We start from the raw sequence: 13,855 nt of genomic DNA, 5'->3' as shown, positions 1-13,855 counted from the left end.
TCACCAGCGTATCGGTGCCAGATATGCGGGCAGATCGTCGAAAAAGCCGACTTGCGGCAGGTTATGTGGCATGAGCAGCCCGAACACGAGCCGTTGGAGTTAGACACCTGAAGCCCAAGACTCGACCGCCACTAACCAGCCCAGAACCAAATGGAGGCGCCGCTGCGGGTGGATCCGAGGAGAATTTCGACCGAGCAGCCATTGCCTCTATAGTTGAGCGTTCTCCTCGATCTCGTTCAAAAATTGGGACAGTCAGTTTGGAAAGCGCGACTTCTGGGTGCTAGCCGCAGTGGGCTATTTTGTGCCGAGCCCTAACCTGAAGTTAGTATCATGACATCAAATCCCACTTGGATCCTCACGTTTTCCCACGGGAATGCCGGTTCCTGACGACTTCATGCTCGTAGATCGTCCTGTGCCAGTTCCTCAGCACGGAGAGTTGCTGGTGAGGACGCTTTGGCTGTCAGTCGATCCCTATATGCGAGCCAGACTGAGCCCCGCTAAAAACTATGCTGCTGGCCTGAAGGTCGGCGACAGCATGCAAGGGGAGGTGTCGGCGAGGTCATTACGTCGGAATCGCCGCTCTTTAAGGTCGGTGACGTCATCCCAGCAGACGATTTCAGTTGGCAGCCGTTCACGATTGTTGCAGCCAAAACCGCGTTGCTTCTAGATCAGGCGGCGGCGGCTCCCGTGGAAACATCGCTTGGTTGCTTGGGCATGCCGGGCCTGAGCGCATATTTCTCATTGGTGGAGGTCGGCCGACCGAAAGCAGGCGAAACGGTTTTGATATCGGCCGCGTAAGGAGCAGTAGGCCAGATTGCAGGCGCCGGCAACAATCGCTCAGCCGATATCCGCCGTATGGCCAACTGCTGCAGGTATCGTCGGGCTATGGCCGCGCGATGGAAATCGTCGACCGAACCAGCGTGAGCCGCGCGCTCTATCCCGCGATCCAGAAGATGCTGGCAGCCGGCTCGATTTCGAAAGCGGCGGCCACAAACGCGATAGCTTCGACCGCCGAAGGCTATTCCTTCCCGACCAATCTCGATCGCGATCCGCCGATCGGCGGGCTGGCGCCTGAAACGCAACAAGCGCTGTTCCACCGCGCGCTCGAGGCCGGCTGGACGCCCTTGGCGAACAGGCCACCAAGAAGCTGACGTGAGATCGACGGACGCCGTCCCGGGCTTACGGCAGGGTGAGTAACGCATACGGCGTTGTGGTCGATCTCGGGGCGCCAGTGTTCAGTCCAGCAATATCTCGCGGAGCCGCGTCGACCGCTCAAAGGTCAAATCAGGGTCAGCATGCCCCGACACTGTCCGTAGAGCGTTGAGCCACGCTTGCTCGTTGGGCGAATGGCCATGCTCCTGAATCGCTCGGAAAATCTGGGGGCTGGGGTATTGCTGCAGCGCAAGGGTCCACAGCTCATTGCCGTCGCACTGCAGCGCTTCCGCCAAAGCGGGGACGCAGTCTAGAGGCACTCGGCGTTCCCCTCTCATGAACATGTAAATCATGTCAGCTGTCGTAAAGCCAGCCACGAGGGCGATGTCTCTATAGCTATACGGTGAGGCATTTGCCCATTTTTCGATGAAGTTGGCTATTGTTCTGTTCTGCTTTTCCTTCGACATTCCAATCGACCTCAGTAGGTTTAATCATGACTCGATCTAAGGCCAATATAATGATTCTGCATTGCAACACAAGTGCAATATTTTCGATCAATCTGTCTGATTTCTGTAATTAGCTAATTAGCTTATTCGTCATTTACCTATTAAACCTTCTAACCTCTCCCGTAAAACGTTCTGTTACTCCACATCCCTAAAATTTCCTGAGCCCGCGGAGCCGACTGGACTACTACGTTGGATTGCGCCACACGATCGGACCCGAGAGAGGCCCGGCGGAGGGCGCCAACCGAGGGAACATACAGAGAACCATCGGTGTGTTTTTCGGTGTGCTTTTTGGTCAAGAAAGGCACACCAGGACACCGTTTGTTCCAATTCCCTCGATTTTGTTCCGGCAAGACGCTTGCGCTAAACTGCCTGAGAATATAGGGCTTCGCGCGGTCCGGAGTGTAGCGCAGCCTGGTAGCGCACCTGATTTGGGATCAGGGGGTCGCAGGTTCGAATCCTGCCACTCCGACCATCGCTTCCTTGTACGGCCCGGAGACATAGGTGACAGCTTGTACCTAAGACACGGGTGACAGCCTCGTGCCGAATGGGTTCTCTATGGTCTGCAGGGTCCTCTGTTCCAAGTCGATGTATCCTCGGAGGAACGGTAAACCCGCCGGGCGAGACCCCAACACCTCGAGCCCGGCGAGCCTACAACCCGATCTGGAACGCGACCGGGGCCGGGATCAACCGGCAGGGCCGGCCTTGCAAGAGAGATGCCTGAAAGACTGTTCCGAAATGGGACGACTACGCCGCATGCTCCCACGGATTGATGACGGAAACGCCTGCCGCCCGAAATGGCGCCGTGTCTCGCGACGCAACCTGAAAGCCCTTTGCGGCGGCGATAGCTGCGATGTATCCATCGGGCACGGGAAATCCCTTTCCCCCGGTCCTAGCCTTTACGGCAAGACCGGCATAGCGACGTGCCGCCTCAGCATCGAAGACCAGGATGCGTTGATCGAAGATTGCGCATATCCCGGCAAAGGTTTCGGCCAGCATATTTTTGCGGCGGCCTGCTGGCATGGCCTCGATGCCGAACAGCACTTCAGCGAGTGTAATGCTAGACAGGTAGAGTGTTTCACCGGCCTGAGCATCCAGCCAAGCCAGAACCGCAGGATGCGGCTCTGCTCTCATCACCTCCGAAACAACATTGGTGTCCAGGAGGATCATTCGAATTTCAGGGGCTTAGCAGGGTTCTTCTGGAGAGCCTGCTCCAGGGCATCGACGTCCTCATCTTTCACACCGGCCCGGCGAGCGATGCTTGCAAGCAAGGCGCCCATTTTGACACGCCCCTCCGGCCGGACGGCATCCTCAAGGATGGCGCGGATTTCCGCTTCCGTGCTGCGGCCATTGACGGCTGCTCGCACGCGCAAGGCGCGATGTGTCTCCTCCGGAAGATTTCTGATCGTGACAGCTGTCATTGATATCAATCCGATCTCACTGACATCACAGATATCACACCATCAATTCGATGTCACGTGTTAGCCGCCGACTCGGCTATCGTAAGGCTTTGGCTTGCAAACTAGTTTGTGTCCGAGCACGGCTCGAATAATCTCCGATCTAGGCTTTGGACAAAACGGGGGATTTTCGATGCCTGCTCTCGAGGCGTTGCTGTCGCTGATTGGCCCGGCCTACTGGCCTATTACGGCTTTGCGATTCCGGTCATGGTCGTCTGGGCAATTCTCTGCGCTGCCCTGTGGGTTTGGAACAACCGGCCGAGCAAGAGGCGGGACGGCGGCGTCGCCCGATCGCGGTCCGCCAGCCTGATGTTCTTCGTCCTTGTCGCCGCCTGTTACGTGGCGGCACATACGGGAGTCTATCTGCTGGCCCGGCATCTGGCCGGGCTATGGGCACAACAACGGAGCCGCCTCTCGATACCTAAATATCGAACTCGCCCTGTCCTTCGTCCATGGCGCTGACGGTTTCGGCGGCGATCGCGCGGGTGATCGGCGTCTTGCGCTCGAGGGCTGCGCGGTCCACGCGTTCGACGACGCGCATGGCGGTGCCGAGCGAGCGCTCGATGCGGCGCACCAGATATTGCACGACATGCGGCTCGACCTCGACCTGGCGGTCGGCGAAGAGTTTTGTGATGACGCCGGCAAGCAAAAGATCGTCGGGCTCGTGGATCTCGACCGTCGCGGCCGCCTTCAGCCGCGAGACGAGGTCCGGGAGCGCGACGCGCCAGGCCGAGGGGAAACGCCTTGCCGTCAAAAGCAGCGTCAAGCCCGCGCCGCGCACGGCGTTGATCAGGTGGAACAGGCCCGGCTCGTCGATCGCCGCCTTGTCGATATCGTCGATGAGCGCCGGCTTGGTGCCGAGCCCGGCAATATGCTCGCCTATGCGCGCCGGATCGATGGCGACGGCATGCGCCCGCTCCTGCCATATCCGGGAGAGATGCGTCTTGCCGGAGCCGGGCGGCCCGGCCAGCACCACCACCGGCGACGGCCAGTCCGGCCAGCGGTCGACCAGCGATGCCGCTTGCGCATTGGTGCCCGAGACGACGAGCTCGTCGCGCGAATAGCCGGTGCCATGGCCGAGATCGAGCGGCAGCTGGCGCGGCGGATCTGCTGGCTGAGCAGCCATTTCAGCCCCGCGTCGGGCGATGGCCGCCACCGCGATCGGCAGGCAGCGGCGACACGGACTCGGCGGCGTGGCCCTTGTAGAGCGGCGATTCGAGATAGCGGCCGATCGCGAAGCGCACCAGCACGGCAATCGCCGCCGAAGCCGGCACGGCGATCAAAAGGCCGACGAAACCGAACAGCGCGCCGAAGGCGAACAGCGCGAACATCAGCCAGACCGGGTGCAGGCCGACGCTCTTTCCAACCAGCCTGGGCTGGAGGATGTTGCCCTCGATGAACTGGCCGACGAAGAACACGCAGGCCACCGCCACGATCATCGTCCAATCCGGCCAGAACTGGACGAAGGCGACCCCGACGGCGAGCACCAGGCCGGTCAGCGAGCCGACATAGGGGATGAAGGAGATCAGCCCGGCGAAGAAGCCTATCAGGATGGCGAAGTTCAATCCAGTCAGCGTCAGCCCGGTGGCATACATGGCGCCGAGCACCAGGCAGAGCGTGCCCTGCCCGCGCACGAAACCGGCGGTGGCGGTGTTGATGTCGCGGGCAAGCGCGCGCACCGTCTCGACATAGTCGCGCGGCACCCAGCTGTCGACCACGGCCACCATGCGGTCCCAGTCGAGCAGCATGTAGAAGGCGACGACCGGGGTGACGACGAAGAGGCTGACCACAGAAACCAGCGCCACGCCGGAACTCCAGATCGACGTGAAGACGGTGGTGAGCAGGCTGAAGCCGGAGGTCAGCAGCGAGTTCAGGCCGTCGCGCAGCCCGGCGGCGTTGACGCCAAAACGCTGCTCCAGCCATTTCGGGTCGAAGCTGGTGATCAGCGACTGCAGGCGGGTGAGATATTCCGGCAGCTTGCGGGCGAAATCGGCCATCTGGGTCGCCAGCACCGGCACCAGGATGACGAAGGCCAGCACCACCACGACGATGAAGGCGATGAGGATCACCACCGTCGCCATCAGGCGCGAGAGCCCGAGCCGCTGCAGCCAGTCGGCGACCGGATCGAGGAAATAGGCGAGCACCATGCCCGCCACGAAGGGTAGCAAAATGCCGGAGAAGACATAGAGGAAGAGCGCGAGCAGGACGGCCGTTGCCAGCCAGAAGAAGATCTGGCGGCGGAGCGCGCCCGAGCCGTCGTCGGCGACGATCACCGCGGCATCGTGGTCAGGTGCCCGCGTTGGAGCCGCCCGACTTGATGCTGCCCGACTTGGTGTTGCCGGTTTGGGAGTTGCCGGGCTGGGAGTTGCTTGTCTGGGAGCCTTCGCCATAGCCGCTCATATGCCTTAGCCAAGCCACGAGATAGGCCGCGGCCGAAGCCACGGTCAAGACCCCGGTCAGCAATATGAACGCGGTCCGCAGAGGGCCGAGATGCACCGAGAAGGCCAGCTCGCCCAGCACTAGCGCCGCCAGCACGATCTGCGCGGCGGTGTTGGCCTTGGAAATAAAGAGCGGCTTCACCTCGACAGGATGGCTCATCACGGTGGACAAAAGCACCGCGCAGACGATCAGCCCGTCACGCGAGACCATGGTCACCACCAGCCACAGCGGCAGTTCGCCGGCAAAGCCCATGACGACGAAAACCGAGACCAGCAAAAGCTTGTCGGCGACCGGATCGAGATAGGCGCCGAGGCGGGACGACTGGTTCCAGCCGCGTGCGATGAAGCCGTCGACGCCATCGGAGATGCCGGCGACCAGGAAGCCGACAAATGCCCAGTCCCAACGCGCATTGAGCATGGCCAGCACCACGGCCGGCACCAGCAGCAAGCGCAGGATGGTGATCAGGTTGGGGATGGTCACCCGCATGTCCCGTGGTGGTTTTGTTGGGGAATAGATGATGGAGAAGGGGGATGTGCGCAAGGGAGGAGCGATTAAGGTCTGCGCGAGGCACCCCCCTCTGGCCTGCCGGCCATCTCCCCCTCAAGGGGTGAGATTGGCTATATCGGCGCCGCCGCTCTTCCTGCCACCTTGGCGATTGGCGAAAGCGCCCGCGACATCCGATCTCCACCCTTGAGGGGGAGATGGCCGGCAGGCCAGAGGGGGGTGCAGTCCCGCCGACATTTCCGCTTTTTCCCTGGGGCAAGGCGCCCCTCACCCGCGCGTCATCCTTGCTCCTCGAAACCATTCATGCGAAGAGCCCGCAATGGAAACAGGGACGAGCCGACGATGAGCAAGGGCGATACTGCCAAGCGCAAGAACGGGCTCACCTATGCCGAAGCGGGCGTCGATATCGATGCCGGCAACCTGATGGTCGAGAAGATCAAGCCCTTGGTGCGCGCGACGCGCCGGCCCGGCGCCGATGGCGAAATCGGCGGCTTCGGCGGGCTGTTCGACCTCAAGGCGGCCGGCTTCACCGATCCGGTGCTGGTCGCCGCCAATGACGGCGTCGGCACCAAGCTCAAGATCGCCATCGATGCCGGCAAGCACGACACGATCGGCATCGACCTCGTCGCCATGTGCGTCAACGACATCGTCGTGCAGGGCGCCGAGCCGCTGTTCTTCCTCGACTATTTCGCCACCGGCAAGCTCGATCCGGACCAGGGCGCTTCGATCGTCGGCGGCATCGCGCAGGGCTGCCGGCAGGCCGGCTGCGCGCTGATTGGCGGCGAGACGGCGGAAATGCCCGGCATGTATCACGACAAGGATTACGACCTTGCCGGCTTTGCCGTTGGCGCGGCCGAACGCGGCCAGCTGTTGCCGACCGACGACATCGTCGAGGGCGACGTGCTGCTCGGCCTCGCCTCCTCGGGCCTGCATTCCAACGGCTTTTCGCTGGTGCGCCGCATCGTCGCCGCGAGCGGCCTCGGCTGGAGCGATCCGGCGCCGTTCAATGAGGAGGCGAGCCTCGCCGAGGCGCTGCTCGAGCCGACGCGCATCTATGTGAAGTCGATCCTGAAAGCGATCCGCAACACGCATGGCATCAAGGCGCTCGCCCATATCACCGGCGGCGGTTTTCCGGAAAACATTCCGCGCGTGCTGCCCAAGGATTTTTCGGCCGAGCTCGACCTCGAGGCGATCGACGTGCCGCCGGTGTTCTCGTGGCTGGCAAAAACCGGCGGCGTGGCGCCGGAAGAGATGATGCGCACGTTCAACTGCGGCATCGGCATGATCCTCGCCGTCGCTTCCGGCCAGGCGGCGCAAGTCGCGGCGGTGCTTCAGGAAGCCGGCGAGACGGTGACGCCGATCGGGCGCATCGTGCCGCGTCGTGACGCCGGCGTCATCTATCGGGGCTCGATCGGCCTATGAGCAGGAAACGCACGGTCGTCCTGATCTCGGGGCGCGGCTCCAACATGACGGCGCTGATCGCGGCGGCCGTCGACCCGACCTATCCGGCGGAAATCGTCGGCGTCATCTCCGACCGCGCCAACGCCGCCGGTCTCGGCATCGCCCAGTCGCGCGGCATCGCCACCAAAATCATCCAGCGCGCCGACCATCCGAGCAAGGATGCCTATGACGCCGCGATCGATGCCGCGCTCACCGGCTTCGGCGCTGACATCGTGGCCTTGGCCGGCTATATGCGGATCCTCGGCCGTGGCCTCGTCGAGAAATGGCAGGGGCGCATGGTCAACATCCACCCTGCCCTGCTGCCGGCGTTCAAGGGGCTCGATACGCATGCTCGCGCGATCCGCGCCGGCGTACGCATCCATGGCTGCTCGGTGCATTTCGTCACGCCCGAGATGGACGACGGCCCGATCATCGCACAGGCCGCCGTGCCGGTGATGGTCGGCGACAATGAGGACAGTTTAGCCGCGCGGGTGCTGAAGGCGGAGCACCGGCTCTATCCGCTGGCGCTTGGTCTGGTCGCCGAAGGCAAGGCGCGCATGGAAAAGGGCCACACCGTGCTTGCCCATTTCGCCGACGATGCCGACAACGCCACCTCCGTGGTTATGGCGCCGGATCCGCTGCGCGAGGAAACCGACCTCGAACAGCTGGCGCGGATCACACCGTAGTTCGGGGCGCCGGTCAGGATTGAAGCTTTGGATATCTTCGACAGCGCGATCCGCACCAAAGGCGATCTGGCGGGCGTCTTCGAGTACGAAGAGATCGACGAGGCGAAAAGCGCTACGGCGTATTTCTACCTACACCGGGTCGAAGGCGAGACGGCTGGCTCGGTTCTGGGTGCTATCCCTGTCCGATCGGGCCAGTGGGCAATCACCGAAGCGGATGTTGCAGTTAGGTGGGACAGTAATGAACAGCGTGTCGGCCTGTTTGTCTTCGGCACGTTGGTGGCAGCCTTCGATGCTATCACAGGCGTGAAATATGGCGGCCGATATGGCAAGGATTTCAACGCAGAGATTCCCTGGTCCTGATCCATGTCCATGAAACAGTTGCTCATCCTGCGCCACGCCAAGTCGAGCTGGGACGATTCCGCACTTGCCGATTTCGACCGGCCGCTGGCCCCGCGCGGCTTGAAGACGGCGCCGCTGATGGGGCGCGAGCTTTCGCGGCGTGGCTGGCTGCCGGATCTGGCGCTGGTCTCGCCGGCGCTGCGCACCCGCGAGACCTGGCGGCTGGTCGCCCAGGAACTGCCGAAGAGCGTGCCGGCGCAATTTGCCGAGGAACTCTACGAGGCGGCGGCCGGCGCCATCCTGGCGCGCGTGCGCCAGGCCAAGGCGACGAGCCTGCTGGTGATCGGCCACAATCCCGGCCTGCAGCATTTTGTGTTGCGAATGGCCGGCGCAGGATCGGATGAGAGCGTGTTCAAGAAGATCGAAGCGAAGTTCCCGACAGCGGCGCTTGCGCGGTTTACGCTGGACGAGGATTGGGCGGATCTCGATTTCGGCGGCGCGCGGCTGACGCATTGCGTGAGGCCGAAAGACCTGGGGTAGCGCGCCTTCATGCGCCAAAGGCGGCGGAGCAAGCCCGCCGCCCTTTGGAAATCCTGAAACGTGAAACCTACCTCAGTTGCCCCAGATGCCCTGGCCCGGATCCGGCCAGGCCTTGGAACCGGGGGCGCCGGTCGTCATCGAGGCATCGACATTGGCCGGCTTGGCGACAGGGTGCTTGCCGACCGAGGCCGTGTAGGCGCTGTCGACGCCGACGGTCGACTGGTTGGCATTGTTGTCGCCATAGTGGTCGCTGCCGGCGAAGGCAGAACCCATGGCGAGAAGCATTGCGGCAGCGGTGAGAGCGATCCTGGTCATTTCAATCTTCCTTGTTCCGTGTCGTTTCATCGGCGGTGGCCTTGGGAGGATGGCCCCGCTGCCGAGAAGACCCGCGGCGGCCGGGATTTATTCCCGGCGCGTTCGCTTTTTCAGCGGCCACAGCAGCATCGGCTTCGACTCCGCTCGGAAAAAGGCAAACGATTACAAATGCTTGTGATACAAATACTTGTGAAGTGACTTTCATATTGCCGGTAGCCGGCTGCATAAAAACAGAGCGGCGGGACAAGCCCGCCGCTTTGAGGTCCGTCGAAGACAGAACCGTTTAGTGGTTGCCGAACAGGTCGTGGTTGGCACCCTGGGTCACCGGCTTCTGGACATTCACGTCCGACTTCTTGATCGAAGCGGTGAACGAGGTGTCGACCGAAGCGGCCGGCTGGTTGGCGTTGGCCGAGCCATAGTTGTCCGAGCCGGCGAAAGCAGCACCGGTGGCAACGAGAAGGGCGGCAGCGGTAAGAGCGATCTTGGTCATTTGAGTTACTCCAGATTCGAGTTGACGGTTGAAGGTTCGCCTGGCGAACCGATTAGTGGTTGCCGAACAGGTCGTGGTTGGCGCCCTGGACGACCGGCTTCTGAGCATCCGCATCCGACTTCTTGATCGAAGCGGTGAACGAGGTGTCGACCGAAGCGGCCGGCTGATTGGCGTTGGCCGAGCCATAGTTGTCCGAGCCGGCGAAAGCGGCACCGGTGGCAACGAGAAGGGCGGCGGCGGTAAGAGCGATCTTGGTCATTTGAGTTACTCCAGATTCGAGATTGACGGATTTGGTCGGTGCTGGGACTGGTTAGTGGTTGCCCCAGTTGCCCTGGCCGGATTCAGGCTGGTTCTGATCGGGCGTGATATGCAGGTCACGCTTTTCAAAGTTGCTGATCGAGCCGGTGATGCTGTTGTCGACATTGCTCGCGGGAGCGGTCACGGCCGGCTGGTTGACGTTGTCGGAGCCGTAGTGGTCGCTGCCGGCGAAGGCGCCGCTCGTGGCGACGAGGAGAGCGGCGGCGGTAAGAGCAATCTTGGTCATTTTAAGTACTCCAGATTTTCAAAGTCTTGTCCGTCTAGTGGCGTGCCTTGATGGAAATTCGCGTCGCTCGGACCACCCCGAGATGGGTCTGCCCTGCTGCCGGTTCCAATCACGAAAATGTGCGAACCGAACCGTTCGGTTCGATCTTGAAATTACGTGAACGACGCGGCTGCCGTATTCTTATTGTTTAATATCAAGTGGTTACGGTGACAGCTGGGCGATACGGTCCCTGGTTCGGCGCGCCAGCGTTCACCATTGTTACACGAACCGTCAACATAAATTGAACCGAACGGTTCGGTTTTATTACTTGCTCGGCCGATCAGGCGGCCCGACAGGCGCCGGGCCGCGGTGGTGACCGCACCGGGGCCGGCGTTTGCGTTGCGGGCGGATCGATACTATCGGTTGGCCCCAAGAACCAATCCGGACGTTTGCCCGCCGCGTTTGGCGAAGGCCGACGCCGTTAGGAGGAAACAGCGACAACCGATGCGACTGCTGCTTGTCGAGGACAATCGCGAGCTGGCCGATTGGCTGAGCAAGACGCTGCGCCAGGCGAGCTATGTCGTCGACGTCGTCCATGACGGCGAGGATGTCGAGCATGCGCTTGCCGCCGGCGATCATGCTTTGATCATCCTCGACCTCGCCTTGCCCCGCATGGGCGGCATGGAGGTGCTGAAAAGGCTGCGGACGCGCGGCAACCCGGTGCCGGTCATCGTGCTCACCGCCAATGCCAGCCTCGATGGCCGCGTCAAGGGGCTCAACGAAGGCGCCGATGACTATCTGGCGAAACCCTTCCAGATCGAGGAGCTGGAAGCGCGCATCCGCGTGCAGCTGCGCCGCGCCAACGACCGCACCGCCCCGGTCATTTCCTGCGGCGATCTCGTCTTCGACACCAACACCCGCCTGTTCGCGCTCGCCGGCGTGACGCTGTCGCTGACGCCGCGCGAGCACGCGGTGCTGGAACAGCTGGTGGTCAAGGCCGGGCGCACTGTGAGCAAGGCAGCACTGTCGGCGGCGATCTACGACTTCGAGACCGACGCCGACCCCAGCGCCATCGAGATCTACGTGCATCGCCTGCGCAAGAAGCTGGAAGGATCGCGCGTCCAGATCGCCACCTTGCGCGGCCTCGGCTACCTCTTGCGCCACGACGAGCCGGCGCCATGAGAATCGTCAGGCTTCGGATCAGCAGCCTTCGCCTGCAATTGCTGGCCTGGGTGGTGCTGCCGCTGGCCGGGCTCGCCGCCATCAATTTGTGGACCAGCCATGGCAATGCGCTGGCGACTGCTGATCTGGTTACAGACCGTATGCTGATGGCGTCGGCGCGCGCTATCGCCGAGCAGGTCGCGGTAAAAGACGGCGTGCTCGACGCCACCATTCCGCCGGCGGCGATCGAAATGTTCGATACCGGCGATCGCGACAGAGTCTACTACCATGTCGAGACCGCGGGCGGACACCTGCTTAACGGCTATCCCGACCTGCCCAAGGCGACACAGCGCGGCAGTATCGAGGCCGGCTTTCGGGATCACAGTCTGCGGCTCGCAACGCTCAGCCATGCGGTAATCGGCGCAGGGGCGGATTCGCCGATTACGGTCACTGTCGGAGTAACGCTTACCGGGCATGACGCGATGGTGTGGCGTCTGTGGTTAAGTGCCTTCGCCCAGCAATTGGCGCTGGTGGCGATCGCCGGCGTGTTCGTGCTGCTTGGCCTGCGCCGTGGGCTGGCGCCGCTGATCAGGCTGCGCGACGCCGTGCGCTCGCCGGAACGCAGCGAACTCGACCCCGTCGAAGTGCCCGGGGCGCAGAGTGAGATCAGGCCGCTGATCGACGCGCTCAATGCCTATATGGAGCGCGTGCGGGCGCAGATGGCAGCGCAGCGCCGCTTCATCGCCAATGCCGCGCACCAGCTCCGCACGCCCTTGGCGCTGCTGTCGACGCAGGCAAGCTATGCGCTGCGCGAAAGTGCCGCCGACCAGCGCCAGGAAGCGCTGGTGGCGCTGCAGGCGAGCTCTGGCAAGCTGGCGCGGCTGGCCGAACAGCTGCTCACTCTGTCACGTGCCGAGCCCGGCAGCCGGCGGCCGCGCGCCGACCGCATCGACCTCACCGAGGCCGCCCGCCAAGTGCTGGAAGCGCATGCGCCGAAAGCGATCGAACGCAACATCGACCTCGGGCTCGAGGAGACCGGCCCTGTGCCGGTCATCGGCGACGGCACCATGCTGCGCGAGATGATCGTCAATCTTGTCGACAACGCGCTGCGTTACACCCCGGCCGGCGGCAGCGTCACGGTGAAGCTGGCCGCCATTGGCGACGAGGCTGAGCTCACGGTCACCGACGCTGGACCCGGCATTCCAGTGGAAGAGAGGGAGCACGTCTTCGAGCGCTTCTACCGCATAGCCGGTTCGGCCGAGGAAGGCAGCGGGCTCGGGCTCGCCATTGTCCACGAGGTGGTGGAGAATGCAGGCGGCAGCGTCGCACTGGGCGATGCCGCCGCCGGTGGGCTCAGGGTCGAGGTACGGCTGCCTCTGGCGGGCGACTAAAGCTTAGCCGCTCGCAGGCCAGCGCATTCACTGCGTCTCATGCAGCGGTTGAGGACGCCATTTCGCCAGCCTGTTCTCGACCATCGTCATCAGGTACTCGGCGCCGAGCGCCACGACCATGACGATGACGATCGCGGCATACATGCCGGCCGCGTCGAACGATCCTTTGGCGATATTGATCAGCAGGCCGATGCCGAAGCGCGAGCCGACGAACTCGCCGACTATGGCGCCGATGATGGCGAAGCCGAAGCTGACATGCAGGCTGGCGAAGATCCAGCTCATCGCCGACGGCACGATGACCGAGCGCGTCAGCTGCCAGTCGGAGGCGCCAAGGATGCGGGCGTTGGCGATCATCGCGCGGTCGGCCTCGCGCACGCCCTGGAAGGCGTTGTGGAAGACGACGAAGAAAACCATCACGAAGGCCAGCGCCACTTTCGAGGCAAGGCCAAGGCCGAGGATCATGATGAAGATCGGCGCCAGCACGACGCGCGGGATCGAGTTGATCAGTTTGATGTAGATCGAAAAGATGTCGGCGGCCATGCGATTGCGGCCCAACGCGACGCCGATGATGATGCCGGCGACCGAACCGGTGACAAAGCCCAGCACCGATTCCTCCATGGTGACATAGAGGTGGTACCAGAGCGGTCCTTCGGACGTGCCCTCGGTGATCCATTCATAGAGCCGCCCGGCGATCGTGCTCGGCATGGCGTAGAAGAAGGGATCGATCCAAGCCATGCGGCCCGCGATCTCCCAGGCGCCCATGAAAATAATGAGGATGGCGAGTCGCCAGAAGGTGACGGTGTGGCGGCGATGCGCGGCGGCCTTGGCGGCGGCCGCCTCGATCTCCGCGTCCGAAGTTCCAGGCCTGAAATTTGCGGTGGAAATGTTGATGGTGGCGTCAGTCATTTCAGCCTC

At 62.8% G+C, this 13,855-nt stretch carries 18 protein-coding genes, 1 tRNA gene and 1 pseudogene; 9 read left to right on the top strand and 11 right to left on the bottom strand.

Going from position 1 to position 13,855, the window contains the following annotated elements; translation table 11 throughout:
- The first annotated feature begins 373 nt into the window (after nucleotides 1-373).
- Both RFM68_RS33645 and RFM68_RS20985 read left to right on the top strand, forming a co-directional pair.
- Nucleotides 374-667 (top strand): hypothetical protein, encoded by a 294-nt coding sequence (locus RFM68_RS33645; RefSeq protein ID WP_430694898.1) that lies wholly within the window; start codon nucleotides 374-376, stop codon nucleotides 665-667.
- A 155-nt stretch (nucleotides 668-822) separates the two neighbouring features.
- Nucleotides 823-1,151, top strand: a pseudogene (locus RFM68_RS20985) (phytanoyl-CoA dioxygenase family protein); the annotation flags it as partial.
- Between the two features lie 84 nt (nucleotides 1,152-1,235).
- Here the strand turns inward: RFM68_RS20985 and RFM68_RS20980 are convergent.
- Nucleotides 1,236-1,619, bottom strand: coding sequence for a hypothetical protein (locus RFM68_RS20980; RefSeq protein ID WP_320234910.1), 384 nt, complete (start codon nucleotides 1,617-1,619; stop codon nucleotides 1,236-1,238).
- 434 nt (nucleotides 1,620-2,053) lie between these two features.
- Between RFM68_RS20980 and RFM68_RS20975 the strand changes: the two genes are divergently transcribed.
- Nucleotides 2,054-2,130 (top strand) — tRNA-Pro (locus RFM68_RS20975).
- 272 nt (nucleotides 2,131-2,402) lie between these two features.
- On the opposite strand, the gene RFM68_RS20970 is transcribed toward RFM68_RS20975, so the two are convergent.
- From RFM68_RS20970 to RFM68_RS20950, 5 genes are all read right to left on the bottom strand, one after another.
- Complete coding sequence (locus RFM68_RS20970; protein WP_320234909.1) at nucleotides 2,403-2,825, bottom strand: type II toxin-antitoxin system VapC family toxin; 423 nt, start codon at nucleotides 2,823-2,825, stop codon at nucleotides 2,403-2,405.
- Nucleotides 2,822-3,076 (bottom strand): FitA-like ribbon-helix-helix domain-containing protein, encoded by a 255-nt coding sequence (locus tag RFM68_RS20965; RefSeq protein ID WP_320234908.1) that lies wholly within the window; start codon nucleotides 3,074-3,076, stop codon nucleotides 2,822-2,824. The genes RFM68_RS20970 and RFM68_RS20965 overlap by 4 nt, the downstream gene beginning before the upstream one ends.
- A 457-nt stretch (nucleotides 3,077-3,533) precedes the next feature.
- On the bottom strand, nucleotides 3,534-4,238 hold the full coding sequence (gene hdaA, locus RFM68_RS20960; RefSeq protein WP_320234907.1) for a DnaA regulatory inactivator HdaA: 705 nt from the start codon (nucleotides 4,236-4,238) through the stop codon (nucleotides 3,534-3,536).
- Nucleotide 4,239: 1 nt separating this feature from the next.
- On the bottom strand, nucleotides 4,240-5,502 hold the full coding sequence (locus tag RFM68_RS20955; RefSeq protein ID WP_430694896.1) for an AI-2E family transporter: 1,263 nt from the start codon (nucleotides 5,500-5,502) through the stop codon (nucleotides 4,240-4,242).
- Nucleotides 5,399-6,031, bottom strand: coding sequence for a CDP-alcohol phosphatidyltransferase family protein (locus RFM68_RS20950; protein WP_320234905.1), 633 nt, complete (start codon nucleotides 6,029-6,031; stop codon nucleotides 5,399-5,401). The genes RFM68_RS20955 and RFM68_RS20950 overlap by 104 nt, the downstream gene beginning before the upstream one ends.
- A gap of 366 nt (nucleotides 6,032-6,397) precedes the next feature.
- On the opposite strand from RFM68_RS20950, the gene purM reads away from it, so the two are divergent.
- From purM to RFM68_RS20930, 4 genes are read left to right on the top strand one after another with little or no spacing between them, the layout of a single operon-like run.
- Nucleotides 6,398-7,477, top strand: coding sequence for a phosphoribosylformylglycinamidine cyclo-ligase (gene purM / locus RFM68_RS20945; RefSeq protein ID WP_320234904.1), 1,080 nt, complete (start codon nucleotides 6,398-6,400; stop codon nucleotides 7,475-7,477).
- The gene (purN, locus tag RFM68_RS20940) at nucleotides 7,474-8,181 is read left to right on the top strand and encodes a phosphoribosylglycinamide formyltransferase (protein ID WP_320234903.1); all 708 of its coding nucleotides are present in this window, start codon (nucleotides 7,474-7,476) and stop codon (nucleotides 8,179-8,181) included. The genes purM and purN overlap by 4 nt, the downstream gene beginning before the upstream one ends.
- Before the next feature lie 27 nt (nucleotides 8,182-8,208).
- Complete coding sequence (locus tag RFM68_RS20935; RefSeq protein WP_320234902.1) at nucleotides 8,209-8,541, top strand: hypothetical protein; 333 nt, start codon at nucleotides 8,209-8,211, stop codon at nucleotides 8,539-8,541.
- A 9-nt stretch (nucleotides 8,542-8,550) separates the two neighbouring features.
- Nucleotides 8,551-9,060: a SixA phosphatase family protein gene (locus RFM68_RS20930; RefSeq protein ID WP_320234901.1), complete on the top strand. Its 510-nt coding sequence runs from the start codon at nucleotides 8,551-8,553 to the stop codon at nucleotides 9,058-9,060.
- A 72-nt stretch (nucleotides 9,061-9,132) separates the two neighbouring features.
- On the opposite strand, the gene RFM68_RS20925 is transcribed toward RFM68_RS20930, so the two are convergent.
- The 4 genes from RFM68_RS20925 to RFM68_RS20910 all read right to left on the bottom strand — a co-directional run bounded on the left by RFM68_RS20925 (nucleotide 9,133) and on the right by RFM68_RS20910 (nucleotide 10,409).
- Nucleotides 9,133-9,375, bottom strand: a complete 243-nt coding sequence (locus RFM68_RS20925) for a DUF680 domain-containing protein (RefSeq protein ID WP_320234900.1) — start codon at nucleotides 9,373-9,375, stop codon at nucleotides 9,133-9,135.
- A gap of 283 nt (nucleotides 9,376-9,658) precedes the next feature.
- A complete protein-coding gene (locus RFM68_RS20920) occupies nucleotides 9,659-9,865 on the bottom strand; it encodes a DUF680 domain-containing protein (protein ID WP_320234899.1) in 207 nt (68 codons plus the stop codon).
- Between the two features lie 52 nt (nucleotides 9,866-9,917).
- On the bottom strand, nucleotides 9,918-10,124 hold the full coding sequence (locus RFM68_RS20915; protein WP_320234898.1) for a DUF680 domain-containing protein: 207 nt from the start codon (nucleotides 10,122-10,124) through the stop codon (nucleotides 9,918-9,920).
- Between the two features lie 51 nt (nucleotides 10,125-10,175).
- Nucleotides 10,176-10,409 carry a DUF680 domain-containing protein gene (locus RFM68_RS20910; protein WP_320234897.1) on the bottom strand — a complete coding sequence of 78 codons (234 nt, stop codon included), beginning with the start codon at nucleotides 10,407-10,409 and terminating at the stop codon, nucleotides 10,176-10,178.
- A gap of 483 nt (nucleotides 10,410-10,892) precedes the next feature.
- Here RFM68_RS20910 and RFM68_RS20905 point away from each other — a divergent pair, with 483 nt between their 5' ends.
- Together RFM68_RS20905 and RFM68_RS20900 are read left to right on the top strand one after the other, a co-directional pair.
- Nucleotides 10,893-11,570 carry a response regulator gene (locus tag RFM68_RS20905; protein ID WP_320234896.1) on the top strand — a complete coding sequence of 226 codons (678 nt, stop codon included), beginning with the start codon at nucleotides 10,893-10,895 and terminating at the stop codon, nucleotides 11,568-11,570.
- On the top strand, nucleotides 11,567-12,940 hold the full coding sequence (locus RFM68_RS20900) for a sensor histidine kinase (protein ID WP_320234895.1): 1,374 nt from the start codon (nucleotides 11,567-11,569) through the stop codon (nucleotides 12,938-12,940). Before RFM68_RS20905 ends, RFM68_RS20900 begins: the two co-directional genes overlap by 4 nt.
- Before the next feature lie 27 nt (nucleotides 12,941-12,967).
- Here the strand turns inward: RFM68_RS20900 and RFM68_RS20895 are convergent, their stop codons facing one another.
- Nucleotides 12,968-13,846: an ABC transporter permease gene (locus RFM68_RS20895; RefSeq protein ID WP_320234894.1), complete on the bottom strand. Its 879-nt coding sequence runs from the start codon at nucleotides 13,844-13,846 to the stop codon at nucleotides 12,968-12,970.
- Between the last annotated feature and the right edge of the window lie 9 nt (nucleotides 13,847-13,855).

The sequence above is a fragment of the Mesorhizobium montanum genome (assembly GCF_033977145.1).
GTDB classification, from domain to species: Bacteria; Pseudomonadota; Alphaproteobacteria; order Rhizobiales; family Rhizobiaceae; genus Mesorhizobium; species Mesorhizobium montanum.
This window is presented reverse-complemented; position numbering and strand designations above follow the sequence as displayed.

Bases quoted from the DNA above. Each gene is read 5' to 3' on its own strand.
- RFM68_RS20925 (WP_320234900.1), bottom strand. From the start codon at position 9,375: ATGACCAGGATCGCTCTCACCGCTGCCGCAATGCTTCTCGCCATGGGT.
- RFM68_RS20955 (WP_430694896.1), bottom strand. From the start codon at position 5,502: ATGGCGAAGGCTCCCAGACAAGCAACTCCCAGCCCGGCAACTCCCAAA.
- RFM68_RS20900 (WP_320234895.1), top strand. From the start codon at position 11,567: ATGAGAATCGTCAGGCTTCGGATCAGCAGCCTTCGCCTGCAATTGCTG.
- RFM68_RS20895 (WP_320234894.1), bottom strand. From the start codon at position 13,846: ATGACTGACGCCACCATCAACATTTCCACCGCAAATTTCAGGCCTGGA.
- RFM68_RS20930 (WP_320234901.1), top strand. From the start codon at position 8,551: ATGAAACAGTTGCTCATCCTGCGCCACGCCAAGTCGAGCTGGGACGAT.
- RFM68_RS20905 (WP_320234896.1), top strand. From the start codon at position 10,893: ATGCGACTGCTGCTTGTCGAGGACAATCGCGAGCTGGCCGATTGGCTG.
- hdaA (WP_320234907.1), bottom strand. From the start codon at position 4,238: ATGGCTGCTCAGCCAGCAGATCCGCCGCGCCAGCTGCCGCTCGATCTC.
- RFM68_RS20910 (WP_320234897.1), bottom strand. From the start codon at position 10,409: ATGACCAAGATTGCTCTTACCGCCGCCGCTCTCCTCGTCGCCACGAGC.
- RFM68_RS20965 (WP_320234908.1), bottom strand. From the start codon at position 3,076: ATGACAGCTGTCACGATCAGAAATCTTCCGGAGGAGACACATCGCGCC.
- RFM68_RS20970 (WP_320234909.1), bottom strand. From the start codon at position 2,825: ATGATCCTCCTGGACACCAATGTTGTTTCGGAGGTGATGAGAGCAGAG.
- RFM68_RS20980 (WP_320234910.1), bottom strand. From the start codon at position 1,619: ATGTCGAAGGAAAAGCAGAACAGAACAATAGCCAACTTCATCGAAAAA.
- RFM68_RS33645 (WP_430694898.1), top strand. From the start codon at position 374: ATGCCGGTTCCTGACGACTTCATGCTCGTAGATCGTCCTGTGCCAGTT.
- purM (WP_320234904.1), top strand. From the start codon at position 6,398: ATGAGCAAGGGCGATACTGCCAAGCGCAAGAACGGGCTCACCTATGCC.
- purN (WP_320234903.1), top strand. From the start codon at position 7,474: ATGAGCAGGAAACGCACGGTCGTCCTGATCTCGGGGCGCGGCTCCAAC.
- RFM68_RS20915 (WP_320234898.1), bottom strand. From the start codon at position 10,124: ATGACCAAGATCGCTCTTACCGCCGCCGCCCTTCTCGTTGCCACCGGT.
- RFM68_RS20920 (WP_320234899.1), bottom strand. From the start codon at position 9,865: ATGACCAAGATCGCTCTTACCGCTGCCGCCCTTCTCGTTGCCACCGGT.